This window comes from Rhodococcus sp. 852002-51564_SCH6189132-a (assembly GCF_001665495.1).
GTDB classification, from domain to species: domain Bacteria; phylum Actinomycetota; class Actinomycetes; order Mycobacteriales; family Mycobacteriaceae; genus Rhodococcus; species Rhodococcus pyridinivorans.
In genome coordinates, this window is record NZ_LZMJ01000084.1 from 1 (window position 1) to 18,657 (window position 18,657).

Below are 18,657 nucleotides of genomic sequence, written 5' to 3' on the forward strand. Positions count from 1 at the left end.
TTTTTTTTATTTTTGTCTTTCTCGTGTCCCTTACCTCCTCCCTCCCCCCCCCCCCCCCCCCCGGGTGGGGGGTTTTTTATTTTGGGGGGGGGGGGGGGGGGGGGGGGGGGCCCCCCCCCCCCCCCCCCCGAACCCTCGTGTGGTGAATATTCTTGTGGCCGAGGTGTTCCCGATGGGACAGGTCAGTGCATCTGATCGGAGCGCTTGCGTCCCGCGAGACCGCGCCACGCTAGGTTCTCGAGCAGATCCGCTGCCTGCTGCACATCGATCTCACCGCCGGCGATGCGGTCGGCGACGGCCTCACCGGCACCGACGAGCGCGACGGCCATGATCGTGAAGTTCGTGTCGGGTTCCGGATCGCGCGTGCTCGATTCGAGCAGGTGCGCGGTGAGTTCGATCAGCCGGTCGCGGCTGCCCTGCACCTGGGGCGCGAAGGCCTGCTGCGACAGCGCTTGACGATAGAGGACCATCCACGACGGCCGGTGCTCGTCGACGAAGCCGAGGAACGACTCGAGCGCGACCCGCAGTTGTTCACGCGGGGCGAGGGTGGGGTCGCCCGCCGGTGTGAGTGCCTCGACGAACCGCTGCCCTTCGCGGGCGATGCACGCCGCGAACAACTCGTCCTTCGACCCGTAGTACAGGTAGAGCATCGGCTTGGAGATCGACGCCCGCGCCGCGATGGCGTCCATGGATGTGTTGTGGAAACCGTGCTCGGAGAACACTTCGACGGCGGCGTCCAGCATCTGTTGCTCGCGGACCGCACGCGGCAGTCGCTTGGTTCCGCCCGCCATGACTCCTCCCGGACTCCTCGAATGAAGTTCTTACTCTACGGTAGGAAGCCTGCGGTCGAAGCAACCTGCGACATTTCAGCAGTCCAGAGCGCCCTTCGCGCGTGTCACCGTCCGTACCGACTCGTCGACCCATTCCGGTGAGAGCGTGCCCTCCGCGACGACCTGCTCGAGATGGTCGAGCACGGCGGGCACCTCGTCGGTGGTCAGCCACAGTGCCTGGTTCACGCCCGCCACCATCGCGGCCTCGACGGCCTCGGTGATGCCGTAGGTGTCGGTGATCGCGCGCATCCCCGACAGATCGTCGGTGAAGATCACGCCACCGAAGGCGGGGCCGCCGTAGGCACCCGAGCGGAGCAGGTCCACCGCTGCCGGGCTGATGCTCGCGGGCAGCCCGCCGGTCAGACCCGGCACGTCGAGGTGGCCGAGCATGACGCCCACCTCGGGCGAGACCAGGCTGCGGTACGGCACGAGATCGCTCTGCTGCAGTTGCTCGATCGGTGGGGTGGTCACGGCACCGGTGTGCGAATCACCGGAGGCCGAGCCGTGTCCCGGGAAGTGCTTGAGCACCGGCATGATTCCCGCGTCGATCAGTCCCCGCGCATAGGCGCCGGCGTACTGCGTGACGACCTCGGGATCGTCGGAGAACGAGCGGTCGCCGATGACGGAGTCGTCGGGCTGGCTGCTCACGTCGACGTCCGGCGCGAAGTCGACCGTGATGCCCAGCGACTTCAGTTCCTGTCCACGTTCGAACGCCATTCGGTAGGTCTCGTCGACCGTCATCGTCTGCGCCGTCACCCGCGCGGACGGATCGGGCCCGAACAGGTCGCCCACGCGCGACACGCGGCCGCCCTCCTCGTCGATCGTGACCATGAGCGGCAATGCGCTCCGCGCGGCCACCTGCGGCACGAGACGGTCGGTGAGCATCGACGCGTCGGTCCAGCTGCCGATGAAGATGCCACCGATCTGCTCGGATTCGACGACGGCCTGCGCGTCGGCGGCTCCGGTGACCCCGACGTTGAGCAACTGGGCGAGCTTCTGCCGCAGCGTCAACCGGGCGAGCAGATCGTCGCCGCAGGTCGCCGACGTCGCGGCCGCGGTCGCCTCGGTGGTCGTGGCGGTCGCTGTGGTGGACGAGGCGGGCGCGGTGTCGGACGTCGTCTCGACCGGGTCGTCGCCGCCCGAATCGGACGAACCGCATCCCGCGGTGGTGAGGGCGACCGCGAGCACGGCGGCGACAGTGTGACGGATCCGCATGGTGCCGACGGTAGCGGACGAACCTCGCGGATCCACAGCTCGAACCTCCCCCGGGGACGCTCCGGCGGGTTAAGGTGCACCCGAGCATCCGAATCCGACCCAGGGGGTACGCGGTGGGCGCAGATCTGATCCTCATCGCCTACGACGGTTCCGAGAACTCGAAGCGTGCCGTGCAGTATGCGGGTCGTTTCCTCGAGTCGTGCCGTGCCGTCGTCGTCACCGCCTGGGAGCCGATGGTCCGGCAGGCCGCCCGCATGTCCGGCCTGTCCGGTGTCATGCAACCCGACTGGGTGCCCGACGAGGACAGCGAGGACGTCGCCCTGTCCGACGCGCGCATCACCAACGACGAGGGGCTCGAGATGGCCCGCTCGGTGGGTCTGCACGCCGAGGGCCGCACCGTCGAGGTCGTCAACGCGGTGTGGTCGGCGATCATCGAGGCCGCCGACGAGCTGGACGTCGACATCATCGTCACCGGCACCCGCGGCACCACCGGTCTGCGGTCCCTGTTGCAGTCGTCGGTGGCCGATCACGTGCTCCGGCACAGTCACCGGCCGGTCCTGATCGTGCCGCCGGGTCGCTGACGCCCCGCACCGGGTCACCGGCGCCGGGTGCGGGCAGGGATATTGTCGATCCACCATGGACGGATTCCTGCTCTCGCGCACCGAACGCTCGGTGCACGCCACCGGCACCCGCCGGTTCTTCGACGACGTCCACTCCGCCACGCAGGCACTCCGCAGCGGTAAGGCGACGATCGTCGTCGGTGCACTGCCGTTCTCGCGGCACCGTCCGGTGGCCCTCGCGCAGCCCGACGACGTCGAGATCCTCGACGGCCCGTGGCAGGCCCCGCCCGACCTGTCGGACCTGCCGCCGGTGCGGATCTCCGCCGAACTGCCACTGCCCCGCGTGCACGTCGAGCGGGTGCGCCGGCTCGTGGAGCAGATGTCCCTCGGGGAGATGGAGAAGGTCGTCGCCGCCCGGCGGGTCGCCCTCGAGGCCGACGCACCGCTCGACCCGCTCGCTCTCGCGGCCCGCATGATCGAACGCCATCCCGACGCGGCGACGTACGCGCTGGATCTGAGCGCGGCGGGCGAACGCTATTGGGGTCACACGCTGGTCGGGGCGACGCCCGAACTGCTCGTGAGCCGCCGTGGCGAGACCGTCACGTGCCGTCCCCTCGCCGGGACCGCCGCGCGCCGGGCCGATCCGGACGAGGACCGCCGCGCCGGTGAGGATCTGCTGACCTCGGACAAGAACCTCACCGAGCACGGTTACGTCGTCGACTGGATCCGCACGCGACTGGCCCCGCTGTGCAGCGACCTCGACATCCCCGACAAGCCCGAGCTCACCGCGACACCCGATGTCTGGCATCTCGCCACGCCGATCACCGGCACCCTCCGCGACCCCGACACCGACGCGCTCACCCTCGCCCACGTTCTGCACCCCACCCCGGCCGTGGCGGGCACCCCCACCGAAGCCGCGCTGGACGTCATCTCCCGGGTCGAGGGCGACCGGCGCTTCTACGGCGGCGCGGTGGGCTGGTGCGACGAACAAGGCGACGGCGACTGGTTCGTCGCCATCCGGTGCGCGGAGCTCAGTTCCGACGGCCGACGCGCCGTGGCCTGGGCAGGAGGCGGCATCGTGGCCGACTCCGACCCCCTCGCCGAACTCGACGAGACCACCGCGAAACTGCGCACACTGCTCGGCGCACTGGGCGTCTAGCGCACCGCGGCGACGGTAAAGATCGACTCGGAGGCTCGCACCGTCCACCACCGCCTTCCGGGGTGATAGTTTGGCGCGGACCGATAGACAGCGTGGCGGCCGGCGATGACTGCCTGCGTCACTGGAGATGGGGAGACGGAATGGGGAAGTTCCTGGGACCGGGCCTGGGTAGCGTGGTCGTCGGTGCCGTACTCGGCGCCGTGGCGGTCTTCGGCGTAACGGCCGCTGTGCAGGAGAATTCGCGCCCTCAGATCGATCGCAGTGGCAACGCCGATTCGTCCCTCCTGAACCAGGTTGAGTACGGCAGCCGCTGACGGCGCCGGCAACGCTTCGAGTTCACGCACGTACCGAGGCGAGACGGAGCTCCCGTCCGCCGAACCGCTGTCCCGCCGGTGGCTGTACGCAGTCACCGCGGTGGCGGTGGTCCTGTCCTTCGCCCAGGTTCCGGGCCTGGTCGTCGCCGACACCAAGTACGACCTGACGCAGAACCCGATCGGATTCCTCACGCGCGCCGCTCACCAGTGGAGCAGTGTGGCGCCGCTCGGGCAGGTGCAGAACCAGGCGTACGGCTACTTCTTCCCGCACGGCTCGTTCTTCGCCGCGGGTCAACTGCTGCACATCCCCCCGTGGATCACCCAGCGGGTGTGGTGGGTGCTGCTGCTCGTCGCCGGATTCTGGGGTCTCGTCCGCCTCGCCGAAGCCCTCGGTATCGGGAGCCGTAGCTCCCGTCTGATCGCGGCGACGGTGTTCGTGCTGTCCCCGCGCGTCCTCACGACGCTCGGTTCCATCTCGTCGGAAGCACATCCGATGATGTTGGCGCCGTGGGTGCTGCTGCCGCTGGTGCGGTATCTGAACACGCAGAATCCGGGCTCGGCCCGCCGGCACGCCGCGCAGTCCGCCGTGGCGGTGGCGCTCATGGGCGCGATCAACGCGGTCGCGACCGCCGCAGCCTGTCTCGTCGCGGCGCTGTGGTGGGCCGCGCACCGTCCGAACCGGCGCTGGTGGCGCTTCACCCTGTGGTGGCTGCCGCTGTGCGTCGTCGCGGTGACCTGGTGGATGGTGCCGCTGCTGCTGCTCGGTCGCGTCAGTCCGCCCTTCCTCGACTTCATCGAATCGTCCGGTGTCACCACCGAATGGACGTCGCTCGCCGAGGTGCTGCGCGGCACCAGCAGCTGGACGCCCTTCGTCTCCCCCGAACGCATCGCGGGCGCCGTGCTCGTCACGCAACCGGCCGCGGTCCTCGTCACCGGCGCCCTGGCCGCGGCCGGTCTCGCCGGTCTCGCGATGCGGTCGATGCCCGCGCGCGGTCGTTTCACCCTGATCCTCGTGGTGGGTCTCGTCGGCATGGGCGTCGGTTACGTCGGCCAGCTCGACTCGCCGTTCGCCGAGCAGGTCCGGTTGTTCCTCGACACCGCCGGTGCGCCGCTGCGCAACGTCCACAAGCTCGAGCCGCTCGTGCGACTGCCGATCGTGCTCGGGATCGCGCACCTACTGCGCGCCGTTCCTCTGCCCGGATCGGTGCCGTGGACGCGTGCCCGGAACGCCTTCGCGCATCCCGAACGCAATCCGATGGTCGCGGTGACGACGCTGATCCTCGTCGCGATGACGCTCGCGACCTCACTCGCGTGGACCGGGCGGCTCGCTCCGCGCGGCGCTTTCGACGAGGTCCCCGAGCACTGGCACGCCACGGCGGCCTGGCTCGAGGACAACACGAGCGAGCGCGGCGAACGCGCCCTCATCGTTCCCGGCGCGCCGTTCGGCAGCCAGATGTGGGGGCTCACCCGCGACGAACCGCTGCAGGCACTCGCATCGACGCCGTGGGCGGTGCGCGACGCCGTCCCGCTCGTGCCACCCGGCGCCATCCGTGCCCTCGACGCCGTGCAACGCGACATCGCCGACGGCCGCCCGTCCGACGGTCTCGCCGCGACCCTGCGCGGTCAGGGCATCGGCTTCCTGGTGGTGCGCAACGACCTCGATCCCGACACCTCTCCCGCCGCGCGACCGGCACTCGTGCATCGCGCGCTCGACGGTTCGCCGGGCATCGAGCGGGTCGCCGAGTTCGGTGACGACATCGTCTTCGACAACCCCGACGACTTCGTCACCGACGCCGACCTGCGACCTGCCTATCCGGCCGTGGAGATCTACCGCGTCGCCGAACCCGCCGCGGCACCCGTCGGTCCCTACGTCGTGGACATCGCCGACGTGCCGGTCGTGCAGGGCGGCCCCGAAGCGCTGCTGCGCCGCAACACCGCGCAGCCCGAGTTCGTCGGTCCCACGCTCCTCGCCGCCGACGCGGCCCGCGCGGGTCTGCCCGTCGACGAGGTGACGGTCACCGACACCCCGACGGACCGCGAGACGGACTACGGGCAGGTCGACCATCATTCGTCGACGATCCGGACCGCCGACGACCCGCGTCGCACCCACAACGCCGTCCCCGACTATCCGGTGCCCGACACCGAACTCGTCCGGGCCGAATGGGAAGGCGCCCGCATCAGCGTGTCCAGCGCGGCGTCGGATGCCACCCAGCTCGGTGGCACGTCGGTCGCAAGCAGCCCGGCCGCGGTGGTCGACGGCGATCCGACGACCGGCTGGCACAGCAACGGACTCGAATCGGCGATCGGCCAGTGGCTGCAGCTCGACCTCGACCGGCCGATCGAAGCGGGTCTGCTGCACCTGACGACCAGCTCCGGTGCTCTCGGCGATCCCGTCAAGTGGCTCGAGGTGTCCACCGACCGGGGCAGCACGGCGGTGCGCGTCGACGAACCGGGACGCGAACAGACGGTCGCGCTGCCGCTGGGCACCACCTCGTGGATCCGCATCACGTCCGTGCACACCGAACGCGGCACGGTCGGCAACCAGTTCGGTCTCACCGAGGTGGTCGTCGAGGACTTCACCGACCGGAACGAACCACGCCCGATCGACATCCGTCGCCGCATCGTGGTGCCGGGCCCGGTCGAGGACGCCGCGGTACGCGGATGGCAGCTCGGCCAGGAATTCCCCGGCCGCGGCAGCTGCGTCGACACCGACGACCGTGTCCGTTGCGCGCGGGGACTCGCCACCTCCGCCGAGGAACCCGGCATGTTCACCCGCACCCTGGACGTGCCGCAGGAGACCTGGGTCCGCCCGGAACTGCTCCTGCGCGCGCGCCCCGGGCCGGCGCTCGAGGACCTCGCGGACCGTTCGGATCGGGTCGTCGCGCGCGGTGACGCCGACGTCGTCGACCTGCATGGCTCGGCGTTCGCCCTCACCGACGGCGACCCGCGGACGTCGTGGACCGCGGAGGAGAGCTCGCTCGAAGCGGGTGCGCCGCGGCCGTCGCTCACGCTGGAGCTTCCTGAGGAACAACGCGTCACGGGATTGGAGATCAGGACGGCGCTGGGAGCGCTGCCGGTTGCGCCGTCGCGGGTCGCGGTGAATCTCGGCAACGGACCGCAGGTGCGCGAACTCGACGGTGACGACACGATCGTCGATCTGACCCCGCACGTCACGGACCGGATCGAACTCACCGTGGTGCACTGGCGCGACACCCTCGATCGCACAGTGCTGGGTTTCTCGAAACTCACCCCGCCCGGGCTCGCCGAGGTGTCGGTGCTCGGCGACGACGGGCCGATCGGGGCACAGGGATCCGTCTACGACGAGACGGTGACCGTCGACTGCGAGCGCGGACCCGTCGTGGAGATCGACGGACGCAGCTACCGCACGTCGCTCACCGCGCGGGTCGCCGATCTCGCGGCGGGCGTGGAGGTCCCCGCGACGCTGTGCGGCACCGACGTCGTCGGCATGAACCCGGGCCGGGTCGACATCGACGTCGATCCCGGTGCGGCCTTCGTCGTCTCGGGCCTTCGGCTCGACGTCCCCGGTCCCGACGCGCCCGTCGCGGAGCCGACGGAACTCGACAAGGGCCGCTGGACGGAGAACCTGCGCGAAGTGATGGTTCCGGCGGGCGACAAGGACCGGCTCGTGGTGGTGCCCGAGAGCACCAACGTCGGCTGGGTGGCGCGCACCCCGGACGGTGCCGTGGCGACGCCGGTCGTCGTGGACGGCTGGCAGCAGGGCTGGATCGTGCCGGCCGGGCCGGAGCAGACGCTGACACTCGAGTTCGCGACCGACCGCTGGTACCGGCTCGGGATCTTCGGCGGGTTGCTGTTGCTCGTCCCGTTGTTCGCGGCGGCCGTGTGGCCGCGGCGGCGGGTCGAAGATCCGGGTCCGATGCCGCGCACCTGGGGTTCGTCGGTTCTCGCGCTGACCGGTGTGCTGGTCGCCGCGACGCTCCTCGCGGGATGGGCCGGTGCCGCCGTCGCGGTCGCCGGCGCGGTGGGGATCGGTGCGCTCGCGGTGCGCCACGGCCCCGTCCTGGCGTCGCGTGTGCTCGTAGGCACCGCGGGTGGCGCGACGATGCTGGCGATGGCGCTGCTGTCCACCGGGCCGTGGCGATCACCCGACGGATATGTCGGGCACTCGTTCCTGATTCAGTTCGCGGCGCTCGTCGGCGTGGTCGCGGTGGGCCTGGCGGCGGTACCGCGCCGGGCCTTGTCCCAGCGGTGGAAGGCGGCCCGCGCCGGCTCCTCGACGAGGGCGTAGCTGACGGACGCGACGGCCAGACTCAGCACGACCGTCACCGTCAGGACGAACCAGAAGTGCCCCGCAAAAGCCGGGATCCCGAAGACGGGGAAGACGATCGACAGCACCGCGAGATGCCAGATGAACACGCCGTACGACCAGCGTCCGACGGCCAGTGCGGCCGGGCTCGCCAGGACGCGGTGCTGCCGGCGCGGTGCGAGGGTCAGCGGGGCGAGCAGGGCGAAGCTCATGATCGCGCCCAGGGCGATCTTGGCGAGATATTCGGTGGGTGCGAGATCGGTGAGCGTCTCCGGTCCGGCCAGCGGGGTGGTGGCGGCAGCGAAGGCGGCGACGGCGATCGCTCCCATCACCGTGCGCCGCGCCGCGAAGCGGTGCATCCACGTCTCGGGGCCGGTGACGAGTTCGGCGAGGATCATTCCCGCCGCGAACCAGGGCAGGTAGCCGGGCAGCCAGTTGGTGTGGTTGATGTGGTCGGGGGTGCCGACCGGTAGCCACGCCCACAGCAGCGACAGTGCGCTCACGGCGAGCAGCAGCGGGACGCGGTAGCGGGCGGCGTCCCCGCGCAGCCCGCTCACCGCCAGCGCCAGCAGCGGCAGCACGAGATAGAAGGCCACCTCCACCGACAGACTCCACATCTGGGTGAGGCCCTCGGTGAGGGTCAGTGGGACGAACACTTGCACGAGCGCGAGATTCGACCACCACACCGTCGCGCCGCCGCCCGCGCCGGGCAGCAACCACAGCACCAGGATCACGACGGTCCAGTAGGCGGGGAGGATGCGGGTCGCGCGGGAGAGGAAGTAGCGGGTCGTCGAGGGGGACGGACCGAGCGCGCGGGCCGCGGCGGCGTGCGGTCGCCACAGCAGGAAACCGGACAGGGCGAAGAACAGGGCGACGGCGAGGTCGAACCGCGCCCACACCAGGCCGATCACCGAGTCGTGCACCGCGCCGGTCTGGAACGCGACGTGGGTGATCAACACGCCCACTGCGGCGAAACCGCGCATTCCTTCGAGTGCCGGAAGGAATCCGCTCATGCTGCGGTTCCGGTCGGTGGTAGTGGTCATCGGGCACCAGTGTGCCGTGTCGCGGGGGCGGTGGACAGAGCAGGATCACCCGGAACGGGACGATCCCGGCAGCGACGAAGATCGACTACCGATCCATCCCAGCGGCGAGCGGGCGCGCATATTGCCATACCGGGCTGTTAGTGTCTGAGCTCACGTGGTGTTCGCGGGCCGGATGCCAGGCGATCCGTGCAGCCCTGCTGCTGCCGGTGGGGGTACTCGATGACGACCGTTGAGTGAGGAGAAAGCATGGCTGAGCGTTCGAGCTCCGGCCGGATACTGGCAATGATTCTGGTGGGCCTGGGGGCCTTCCTCCTGGTGATCGCGATTCTCGTGCCGACGTACACGCTCGGGAAGCTGAGAACGACACCGCTCGATCTCGAGGTGACCACGGTCGCCGAAGGCACGGGCGACATCCTCAATTCCCGTCAGCTGCTCGCCGGCAACGCGCAGGTCGATCGCGACGTGCCGATCGTCGCGCAGCGCTTCGTCACCGTCGAGGATCCCTCGAACGCCGAGGTCATGACGCTGCAGGCAGGCCAGACCGTGCGACGACTCGACATGCAAGGGGACACGGGCCTGGTCTCGGCCGTCGTCGACCGTCTCACGATCGACCGGAAGACCTCCATGCCCGTCTCGGAGGAGGAGTTCCCGGAGCGCGTGAGCACGATCCAGGTGAGCGCCGACAAGCCGCCGGTGGAGATCGACAACCGCGCCGGACTGCAGTACAAGTTCCCGTTCGACGTCCAGCAGGAGTCGTACCCGTACTACGACATCAACGCTCGCGAGAACTTCCCCATCGACTTCGTCGGTGAGGAGGAGATCAACGGCATGAAGGTCTACCACTTCAGCCAGGAGATCGGGCCGGTCGACCTCTCGAAGGCCGACCCCGAGGTCCCGACCTACAAGCTCAGCCTGCCCGCCTCCACCTGGGGTGTCGGTGAGGGCGACGAGCCGATCACGATGACCCGCTGGTACAACAACATCCGCGACCTGTGGGTCGACCCGGTCACCGGTGTCGTCGTCAAGGGCCAGGAGCAGCAGGACCAGTACTACGCCCGCGAGGCCGACAAGCCCGAGGTGACGGTCCTCAACGTGACGCTGCCGTTCGACGAGGAGACGATCGAGTACCAGATCGGCCAGGCCAAGGACGGCCAGGACACCATCTCGCTGTTCGGCCGCACCCTGCCGATCATCCTCGGCATCCTCGGCGTCATCCTGCTGATCGTCGGCTTCGTGCTCGGCATCCGCGGTGGCGGCAACCGTCGTCCGGCCACCGCGACCGGCGGTCCCGCCCCGGCAGGTCCGGCCACGACCACGGTCGGCCCGGCGCATTCGGGCGGCGCGCAGCGCGATCACACCGAGGACCGCACCGAGGTCATCCCGCGCCAGACCGATCCGAACGCGCAGCAGCGTGATTGGACGACGGATCGAACGCAGGAGATCCCGCGCACCGATCTGCGGAAGCCTCCGACGCAGGAGTGATCGTCCGGTAGACGAACCGAGCCGCCCCTCACCGATCCCGGTGGGGGGCGGTGTCGTTCGCGGGTGACTCGTCGGTGGACGGCGTCACCGCGTCGTCCGTGGACGACCGGGCCACTGCAGCACCGCGCAGAGCGAGCACCGCGACCACCGCGGCCGTCGCGGCGGCCACACCGACAGCGACGGCGATGAACTGCCGCAGGGTCGACGCCACCGTGAACATCAGCACCGCCTCGAGGGCGAGGCCCACCCACGCGACGAGCGCGAGATGGGTACGTTCCCCGGCGATCGCCGACAGCAGCGCGCCCTGCAGGACGGCCAGACACGCGCCCTGCAGTGCGAACAGCCACAGCAGCGACTGCACCGGCCCGTAGGCGTCGCCGACCAGCATCGGGACGATCGGTGCGCAGATCGCCGCGCCGGCGACGAGCACCGCGCCGATCGCGACGAGGACGGTGAGCGCCGACCGCACCGCGGCCGCCGACTGGGCGGGATTCGCCATCCGCGGATAGAGCACCACACCGACCGCCTGCGGCAACCAGAAGGCGACCTTCGTCGCCACCGCCCCCAGCGCGTACAACCCGGCGGAATCGGGATCGAGCAGCATGCGGGCGAGCAGCAGGTCGAGCGACGTGAGCGCGATGAGGGCCAGCTGCACCTGGGAGGCACGCAGCACCGCCCCGGCGGTCGGGACCGGTTCCGTCCGTCCACCCGACGTCCGGCCCACGAGCACACTCGCGGCCAGCGCGACCGCACCCGTGCCGAGCGCCCCGGCGAACAGCGCGGCACCGGGGCCGCCTCCGACGGCGAGCACCGCCACGGCCGGCACCACCTTCGCGACGCCCGCGGCGGACAGGACGACGCTGAGCGCTGCGAACCTGCCCCGCCCCTGCAGCAGGCCCTGTTCGGCGGCGAGGAGGACGAGCAGCGGCGCGGTGACGAGCGACCCGAACGCCCCGCCGACACTCGTGTCGAGCGCCCACGCCACGACGGGCACGAGGAGCATCGCGACGACGATGGCGAGCACGGCGCAGCGGTAACCGAGACGACGCAGCGCCGCGGCGCCGGTGCCGTGCACGGCCTCCCGGGCGACGACCGTCTGCAACGCCAGTGCCGGCACGGCGAGGACGAGCTGCGCGGCGAGCAGGCTCGCGAACTCGCCGTATCCGGCGGGCCCGAGCCAGCGTCCCGCCGGCAGGTGCAACAGATAGGACGCGAGGTTCGCGGTCATCGCGCCGACCGTCACCAGTGTCATGCCGGTGACGGCGGTTCCCGTCGTCGAACCACGAGTGGTCTCGGTTCCCTCCGACGCGGGTCGGGGTGTTCGCGGCATCCGCTCATCCTCCCATCCGGAACGACACCGTATTCTGCCGCCATGTCCCGCCCGGAGTCGTCCCGCATGTCCACGACGGCGGCTCTCCCGGCGGTCTGGTCCCTCGTCCTGACGGTCGCGGTGCTCGGTCCGTTCCTCGTCTCCCCCGGCTACCTGCTCTTCCGCGACGCGGTGAGCACTCCCCGATCGTTCCTCACCGATTCTGCGCTCGGTCTGTCCGACGCCGCCGCCCGCGCGGTGCCGCAGGACGCCCTGCTGGCGTGGGTGAGCACCGTCGTCGACGGTGGTGTCGCGGTCACGGCGCTGCTCGTCGCGTCGTTGTGGGCGGCGGGATGGGGTGCGGCACGGCTGGTCGCGGTGGTGCTGCCGACGAGCGGAACCGGCGCCCGGCTCGTCGCGGCGACGGTCGCGATCTGGAATCCCTATGTCGCCGAGCGGCTGCTGCAGGGCCACTGGAGTCTGCTCGCCGGGTACGCCGCGCTGCCGTGGACGATCTGTGCGGCCGTCGCGATCCGGCGACGGAGACGCGGCGGCTGGGCGTCGCTGGCGGTCTGCCTGGCCGCTGCGGGGCTGACCCCGACCGGTGCCCTGCTGGCGATCGTGACGGCCTGCGCCGTCCTCGTCGCGCCCGGTGGGCGGACGCGGGTGCTGCCGCGCGTGGGCGGCGCACTCGCGCTGGGTGTCGCGGTGTCGTTGCCGTGGCTGATCGCGACTGCGCTCGCCGGTGGCGGTACCGAAGCGGACCCGGCCGGTGTGCGCGCCTTCGCCGCCCGGGCCGAACCACTGCTCGGCACGATCGGTTCGGTGGCAGGGCTCGGCGGGATCTGGAACGCCGAATCCGTCCCCACCTCGCGCACTACCGCATGGGCGCTGATGGGCACCCTGCTGCTGCTCACGGTGGTGGCGTGCGGGGTGCCGGCACTGTGGCGGCGACGTAGGAACTCCGTGATCGTCGCGGTCGCGGTGCCTGCCGTCCTTGCGGTGCTCGTCATCGCCCTCGCCGCGACCGGCCCGGGACTCGCCGTCGGCGAATGGGCGATGGTGAACGTGCCCGGCGCGGGACTGCTGCGCGACACCCAGAAGTGGGTCGCGTGGGCGATGCCCGCCTACGCGCTCGCCGCGGCGGCCGGCACGACCGTCCTCGCCCGGCGCTTCGTGGCGCCCGAACCGGTGTGGGCGGCGGCTGCGATCGCCGCCGTGCTGGTCGCGTTGCCCGACCTGGTGTGGGGTGTGGGCGGGCAACTGCAGCCCGTGCGCTATCCGTTGGGCTGGGAGAAGGTGTCGCAGATCGTCACGGCCGACGACGGCGACGTGGCGGTGCTGCCCGTGGGCATGTTCCGGGTCTTCGACTTCTCCGGGCCCGTACCGGTGCTCGATCCGTCCCCGCGCATGCTGCGCGCCGACGTCCTGCAGACCGGAACCCTGATCGTCGCCGAGGGCAGTGTCGCCGGGGAGGGTCGTCGCGCGGAGGACGTCGAAGCCCTGCTGCTGTCCGGCGCGGATCCGAGTGCGCTCGCCGCCCGCGGGGTGGGCTGGGTGCTCGTCGAGCACGGCACGCCGGGCGAACTCGGTGACGCGCAGAGCACGCTCGGAGCCCTCGAGACCGCTTATCAGGACGAGGATCTGAGCCTGTACCGGGTGGAGGGAGTCACTTCGACCCCGTCACCCCATCGCGCCCTGGCGATCGGGGCGCACGTCGTGTGGCTACTGGTACTGGCCGGCGGCGCTGGCTGCGCGCTCGGGCAGCGGGTCGGCGAGCGTCGACGGCTCGTCGGCGCGCGGGAACAGTCCTGAGACGGTGTGCCCGAAGGTCGTGACGGACAGGACCTCGTGCACGCCCTCTCCCGTGGCCTCCCACGAGAACTCGCCCGCGCGGATGCGGGCCTTGTTGCCGAGCTGACGACGACGGTCGGCGTCGGCGATCAGATCGGCGACGGCGGCGGTCAGTTCGGCGGGCGAGTCCACGAGCACACCGGTCACGCCGTCGATGATCGAGTCGGTCAATCCCTTGGAGCTGCGGTAACCGATGGTGGGCACACCGTGCTGGGCGGCCTCGACCACCGCCAGTCCCCACCCCTCCTTGCGCGAGGGCATCACGTGAATCCAGGTGCGGGAGAGCAATTCGTGCTTGCGCTGCTCGTCGACATGGCCGTGGAAGGTGACGGCGTCGCCGATGCCGAGTTCGGCGGCCGCATCGCGGAGGTTCTGCTCCCACCAGCCGCCGCCGATGACGTCGAGATGCAGACCCGGGACGGTGCCGCGCAGCGCCGCGACCGCGGCGAGGGCGTCCTCGATCTGCTTGTGCGGCACCAGCCTCGAGAGCACGCACACGCTCGGGTGGGCCGTGCGCGTGTCGTCGCCACCCACCGCGACACCGGCGGGAACGGCGTCGACACCGTTGCGGACCACCGCGATCCGCTCCCGGTCGACCCCGAGAGCGCGCAGTTCGTCGGCGGACGGAAGGGAGACGGTGAGGTACTGGTTGCGGTGGTGCACGCGCGGCGAGAGCGACGACTCGATCCACCAGCCGAGCTTGGCCATCAGCCTGCCCGCGACCGGCCACTGTTCGCGGTGGCAGTGGTGCACGAGCACCGTGACGGGCGCACCGGCGACGAGCCGGGCGAAGAACGGAATGCCGTTCTGGGTGTCGATGACGGCGTCGGGACGGATACCGGCGAGGGGGCCGACACCGAATCTGCCTGCGAGGATCGCGGCGAGCGCGCGCGGATAGACGGTGAGCCGTCCCCCGCCGCGGCTGACGGTGATGCCGTCGATCCGGTCTCGCTCGGCGGCTCCGGGATAGGAGGCAGTCCGCAGGACGACGCGGACGCCGCGCGCCGCGAGCTGCGCCCCGACCTGTTCGAGATACCGCTCGCTGCCACCACCCTGCGGATGTCCGCTATCGCGCCAGCAAAGCAGCAGAACCTCCCGCACGCGGTGACCCCCTGTATGTCGACTCGACCACCCGGCCGGGCAGATGTGACTCGGACGATGACAGGGACACAGTAGCGGGTGCCGGGCGGCAACAGGTGAGGGACGAGTGTGAGGCCCGCACTAAGGTGACTGGACGTGCCATCGACGACCCGACCCCGCACCGACGTGACCCGGCTGTTCGCCCGCCGCGCCACACTGCGCCGCTCCGTGGGGTTGCTCGGCAGCTTCCGGTTCGAGCAGACGGCACCCGAGAAGTTCTACGGCGGTCTCGCGCGCGACACCGTCGACCTCATCGGCGATCTCTACACGGGTCTGACCGGCGCCGATCTGACGGGCACCACGGTCGTCGACGTCGGCGGCGGACCGGGCTACTTCGCCGACGCGTTCACCGAGGTGGGTTCGCGCTACGTGCCGATCGAGCCCGACCCGTCGGAGATGCACGCCGCCGGCCTGCAGGTGGGCGGCGCGATCCGCGGCTCCGGCCTGGCGCTGCCGTTGCGCACCGGGTCGGTGGACGTGTGCTTCTCGTCGAACGTCGCCGAACACGTCGCGACGCCGTGGGTGATGGCCGACGAGATGCTGCGCGTCACGCGGCCCGGCGGACTGATGGTGCTGTCGTACACCCTGTGGTGGGGACCGTTCGGCGGGCACGAGACCGGTCCGTGGCACGCCTTCGGCGGCGAGTACGCGGCCCGGCGCTACGCGCGCAAGCACGGCAGGGAGCCGAAGAACCGGTACGGGGTGTCGCTGTTCGACGTGGGCGCGAGCGACGGTCTGCGCTGGGCACGTTCGACACCCGATGGCGAACTGCTCGCGGCCTTCCCCCGCTACCACCCGAGTTGGGCGTGGTGGCTCGTGGACGTGCCCGGCGTCCGGGAGTTCCTCGCCAGCAACCTGGTACTGGTCCTGCGCCGACGCTGACCCGTCGCTTAGTGTCGTCGCCATGACCGCATTGGCCCTGGACGTCGGCGGCACCAAGCTCGCCGCGGCCGTCGCCGCGGTCGACGGCACCCCGCTCGAAGCCCGATCCGTGCCGGTTCCCCGGAAGGACGTGTGGGGCGCGTGCGCGGGACTGTTGCGGGAGGTCGCGGAGATCGGCGAGGGACCGGTAACCGCCGTGGGTATCGCCGCGGCAGGACCGGTCGACACGAACGCCGGGACGATCGGCCCGATCAACATCTCCGAGTGGAGCTCCGGCTTCGCACTCGTCGACGCCGTGCGTTCGGTGTTCCCCGACGCCCGCGTCGATCCGGTGATGGACGGCGCGGCCGCGACCCTCGCCGAACAGCGCTTCGGTGCCGGACGCGACGTCGCCGACCTGCTCGGGGTCGTGCTCGGCACCGGCATCGGCGGCGGTCTCGTGCTCGGCGGCCGGATCGTGCGCGGCCGCACCGGAAACGCCGGCCACATCGGGCACGTCGTCTCGCCCTACGGCACGACGGTGTGCGCGTGCGGAGGCGTCGGCTGCATCGAGACCGTGGCGAGCGGCCCGTCGGCGGTGCGCTGGGCCCGTGCCCACGGCTGGGAAGGCCCCGACGGTGTCGCGCTGGCCACGGACGCCGAGGCCGGGGTCGGCGTCGCCGCCGCGGCCCTCGAACGGGCCGGGACGGCACTGGGCCAGGTCATCGCGTCGGCAGCAGCACTGACGGATGTGGGACGCGTGGTCGTCGGCGGCGGCTTCGCGCAATCGGGCGGGCACCTGTGGCGGCCGATGCTCGCGTCGGCGGCCCGGCACGCCCGCCTACGGTTCGTGCAGGACCTGCAGATCGTCCCCGCCGAACTCGGCGCACTGGGCACCCTCACCGGCGCATCGATCGTCGCCGCAGGTCACGACTGGATAACCTGACCGGGCACACCCGGTTTTCCGGCCTACCCTGAGGACCACATCGGAGTCCCGGCGGAAACCGGTGAGGGGCCGCCGGGATGCTCTGCGAGCAGATCGGCGGTACCGGATGCGGATTGCTGACATTGTGCGGAACAAGGGCTCGGCGGTGCACACGGTCGAGCCCGACACCACGGTGTGCGAGCTCATCGGCGACTTCGCGCGGTTCAACATCGGCGCGATGGTGGTGTGCGAGGGCAAGACCGTCGCCGGGATCGTCACCGAACGCGACGTCGTACGCGCCCTGCACGAACGCGGACCGTCGATCCTCGCCGCCCCGGCACACGAACTGATGTCGCGGACGGTGACGACCTGCCTGCCCACCGATTCGGTCGACAGCCTCGCTGAGACCATGACCGAACAACGGATCCGGCACCTACCGGTCGTGGTGGACGCTCGGCTGGTGGGGATCGTCAGTATCGGCGACGTGGTCAAGAGCCGCATCGACGAACTACAGACCGAACGCGACCAGCTCGCCTCCTACATCCACGATGGTGGCTAGAACTGATCAGTTCTCGCCGGTCGCGGCGTCGTCGGGAGCGGTGTCGCCGGTGGCACTCTCCTCTGCGGCACCGCCCTCGGTGGCGCTCGGGCGATCGAGGATGCTCACGCTCATCCCGTAGGGCAGGAACCGCACCGAGCGTCGCGGGTCGGTGTTGCCCTTGAGCGTGCGCAGCGCGTCGAGTTCGGTGCGATGGACCTGGTCGACGCGGGCCACGCCGTCGTCCTCGGTGGTGTAGACGACCCAGACGCCGTCGCCCTTCTCACCGGTGGTCTCGGGCCGCGGCTGCGTGCGCGTCGGCGCCACCGGCGGTTCGAGGAAGGAGAAGATACGGTCCTTCAGTTCCCGCAGTTCCTCACCGGCTTCCCGCACCACGCGGTCGAGATCTTCGGGGTCGAACCCGAACGGATTGTTCTCCGCCATGACATGTCTCCTGACCGTTGGGCACCCTCCAGTGTGGTGACGGTCGCCGATTCGCGCCACCCGGCTCATCCCCCGCCCTACTGTGCAGTCGAGGGAGGAAGGAGACGTCCATGGTGAACGACACGGATCTGCAGCATCTGCGGCGGTGCGTCGAACTCGCGGAGGAGGCGGTCGCGGCAGGTGACGAGCCGTTCGGGTCGGTGCTCGTCGACGCGGACGGCACGGTCCTGGCCGAGGACCGCAACCGCATCGCCGGCGGCGACCGCACCCGGCATCCCGAGTTCGCGCTCGCGCGGTGGGCGGCCGAACATCTCGAACCCGACCGGCGTGCCACCGCCACCGTCTACACCTCCGGTGAGCACTGCCCGATGTGCGCGGCCGCGCACGGCTGGGTGGGCCTGGGGCGGATCGTCTACGCGGCGTCCTCCGAGCAACTGGTCCGGTGGCTCGGCGAGATGGGCGTGCCGCCGGCACCGGTCCGTCCGCTGCCGATCCGCGAGGTCGTGCCGGAGGCCGTCGTCGACGGGCCCGTTCCCGAGTTCGAGCAGGAGATTCGGCTCCTGCACCGTCGCTGCCATCTCGGGGATCGAGCCTTCCCGTCCCGTCCGGTCTGGTCACCCCCTGGTCAATAGTTGTAACGTGTTCTAGTGTTCGATGTCACACGAATACGGTCGACAACACGAGCACAGCCAGGTGAG

The 18,657-nt window shown here is 70.7% G+C and carries 16 protein-coding genes; 10 read left to right on the forward strand and 6 right to left on the reverse strand.

Translation table 11 applies throughout. From position 1 onward, the window contains the following. Positions 1-182: 182 nt before the first annotated feature. Complete coding sequence (locus A5767_RS20320) at positions 183-791, reverse strand: TetR/AcrR family transcriptional regulator (RefSeq protein ID WP_006552668.1); 609 nt, start codon at positions 789-791, stop codon at positions 183-185. Between the two features lie 75 nt (positions 792-866). Beyond that, positions 867-2,045 (reverse strand): glycoside hydrolase family 3 N-terminal domain-containing protein, encoded by a 1,179-nt coding sequence (locus tag A5767_RS20325; protein ID WP_024102046.1) that lies wholly within the window; start codon positions 2,043-2,045, stop codon positions 867-869. 113 nt (positions 2,046-2,158) lie between these two features. On the opposite strand from A5767_RS20325, the gene A5767_RS20330 reads away from it, so the two are divergent. The 4 genes from A5767_RS20330 to A5767_RS20340 all read left to right on the forward strand — a co-directional run bounded on the left by A5767_RS20330 (position 2,159) and on the right by A5767_RS20340 (position 8,345). Next, complete coding sequence (locus A5767_RS20330; protein WP_019290888.1) at positions 2,159-2,626, forward strand: universal stress protein; 468 nt, start codon at positions 2,159-2,161, stop codon at positions 2,624-2,626. Between the two features lie 55 nt (positions 2,627-2,681). Beyond that, positions 2,682-3,764 carry an isochorismate synthase gene (locus A5767_RS20335; RefSeq protein WP_006552671.1) on the forward strand — a complete coding sequence of 361 codons (1,083 nt, stop codon included), beginning with the start codon at positions 2,682-2,684 and terminating at the stop codon, positions 3,762-3,764. 140 nt (positions 3,765-3,904) lie between these two features. Continuing rightward, a complete protein-coding gene (locus tag A5767_RS22835; RefSeq protein WP_006552672.1) occupies positions 3,905-4,078 on the forward strand; it encodes a DUF2613 domain-containing protein in 174 nt (57 codons plus the stop codon). Beyond that, entirely contained in the window at positions 4,059-8,345 is a 4,287-nt protein-coding gene (locus tag A5767_RS20340) for an alpha-(1->3)-arabinofuranosyltransferase (RefSeq protein ID WP_064853019.1), read from the forward strand. Before A5767_RS22835 ends, A5767_RS20340 begins: the two co-directional genes overlap by 20 nt. Here the strand turns inward: A5767_RS20340 and A5767_RS20345 are convergent. After that, the gene (locus A5767_RS20345; RefSeq protein WP_033096313.1) at positions 8,234-9,406 is read right to left on the reverse strand and encodes an acyltransferase family protein; all 1,173 of its coding nucleotides are present in this window, start codon (positions 9,404-9,406) and stop codon (positions 8,234-8,236) included. The two genes, A5767_RS20340 and A5767_RS20345, sit on opposite strands and share 112 nt — an antisense overlap. 246 nt (positions 9,407-9,652) lie before the next feature. Between A5767_RS20345 and A5767_RS20350 the strand changes: the two genes are divergently transcribed. Then, a complete protein-coding gene (locus tag A5767_RS20350; RefSeq protein ID WP_072740554.1) occupies positions 9,653-10,888 on the forward strand; it encodes a DUF3068 domain-containing protein in 1,236 nt (411 codons plus the stop codon). A 28-nt stretch (positions 10,889-10,916) separates the two neighbouring features. On the opposite strand, the gene A5767_RS20355 is transcribed toward A5767_RS20350, so the two are convergent. Continuing rightward, positions 10,917-12,218 (reverse strand): lipopolysaccharide biosynthesis protein, encoded by a 1,302-nt coding sequence (locus tag A5767_RS20355; RefSeq protein ID WP_019290885.1) that lies wholly within the window; start codon positions 12,216-12,218, stop codon positions 10,917-10,919. Between the two features lie 42 nt (positions 12,219-12,260). Between A5767_RS20355 and A5767_RS20360 the strand changes: the two genes are divergently transcribed. Beyond that, positions 12,261-14,012 (forward strand): hypothetical protein, encoded by a 1,752-nt coding sequence (locus A5767_RS20360; RefSeq protein ID WP_033096314.1) that lies wholly within the window; start codon positions 12,261-12,263, stop codon positions 14,010-14,012. Here the strand turns inward: A5767_RS20360 and A5767_RS20365 are convergent. After that, positions 13,923-15,152 carry a glycosyltransferase family 4 protein gene (locus A5767_RS20365; RefSeq protein WP_006552680.1) on the reverse strand — a complete coding sequence of 410 codons (1,230 nt, stop codon included), beginning with the start codon at positions 15,150-15,152 and terminating at the stop codon, positions 13,923-13,925. The genes A5767_RS20360 and A5767_RS20365 overlap by 90 nt on opposite strands. A gap of 165 nt (positions 15,153-15,317) precedes the next feature. Here A5767_RS20365 and A5767_RS20370 point away from each other — a divergent pair, with 165 nt between their 5' ends. From A5767_RS20370 to A5767_RS20380, 3 genes are all read left to right on the forward strand, one after another. Next, positions 15,318-16,073: a class I SAM-dependent methyltransferase gene (locus A5767_RS20370; protein WP_064853020.1), complete on the forward strand. Its 756-nt coding sequence runs from the start codon at positions 15,318-15,320 to the stop codon at positions 16,071-16,073. Between the two features lie 22 nt (positions 16,074-16,095). Next, entirely contained in the window at positions 16,096-16,998 is a 903-nt protein-coding gene (locus A5767_RS20375; protein ID WP_064853021.1) for an ROK family protein, read from the forward strand. A gap of 106 nt (positions 16,999-17,104) precedes the next feature. Then, positions 17,105-17,536 (forward strand): CBS domain-containing protein, encoded by a 432-nt coding sequence (locus A5767_RS20380; RefSeq protein WP_024102052.1) that lies wholly within the window; start codon positions 17,105-17,107, stop codon positions 17,534-17,536. Positions 17,537-17,542: 6 nt separating this feature from the next. Here A5767_RS20380 and A5767_RS20385 read toward each other — a convergent pair whose 3' ends face one another. Beyond that, positions 17,543-17,959 carry a hypothetical protein gene (locus A5767_RS20385; RefSeq protein WP_006552684.1) on the reverse strand — a complete coding sequence of 139 codons (417 nt, stop codon included), beginning with the start codon at positions 17,957-17,959 and terminating at the stop codon, positions 17,543-17,545. 110 nt (positions 17,960-18,069) lie between these two features. Between A5767_RS20385 and A5767_RS20390 the strand changes: the two genes are divergently transcribed. Continuing rightward, positions 18,070-18,591 carry a nucleoside deaminase gene (locus tag A5767_RS20390; protein WP_064256136.1) on the forward strand — a complete coding sequence of 174 codons (522 nt, stop codon included), beginning with the start codon at positions 18,070-18,072 and terminating at the stop codon, positions 18,589-18,591. The last annotated feature ends 66 nt before the right edge of the window (positions 18,592-18,657 follow it).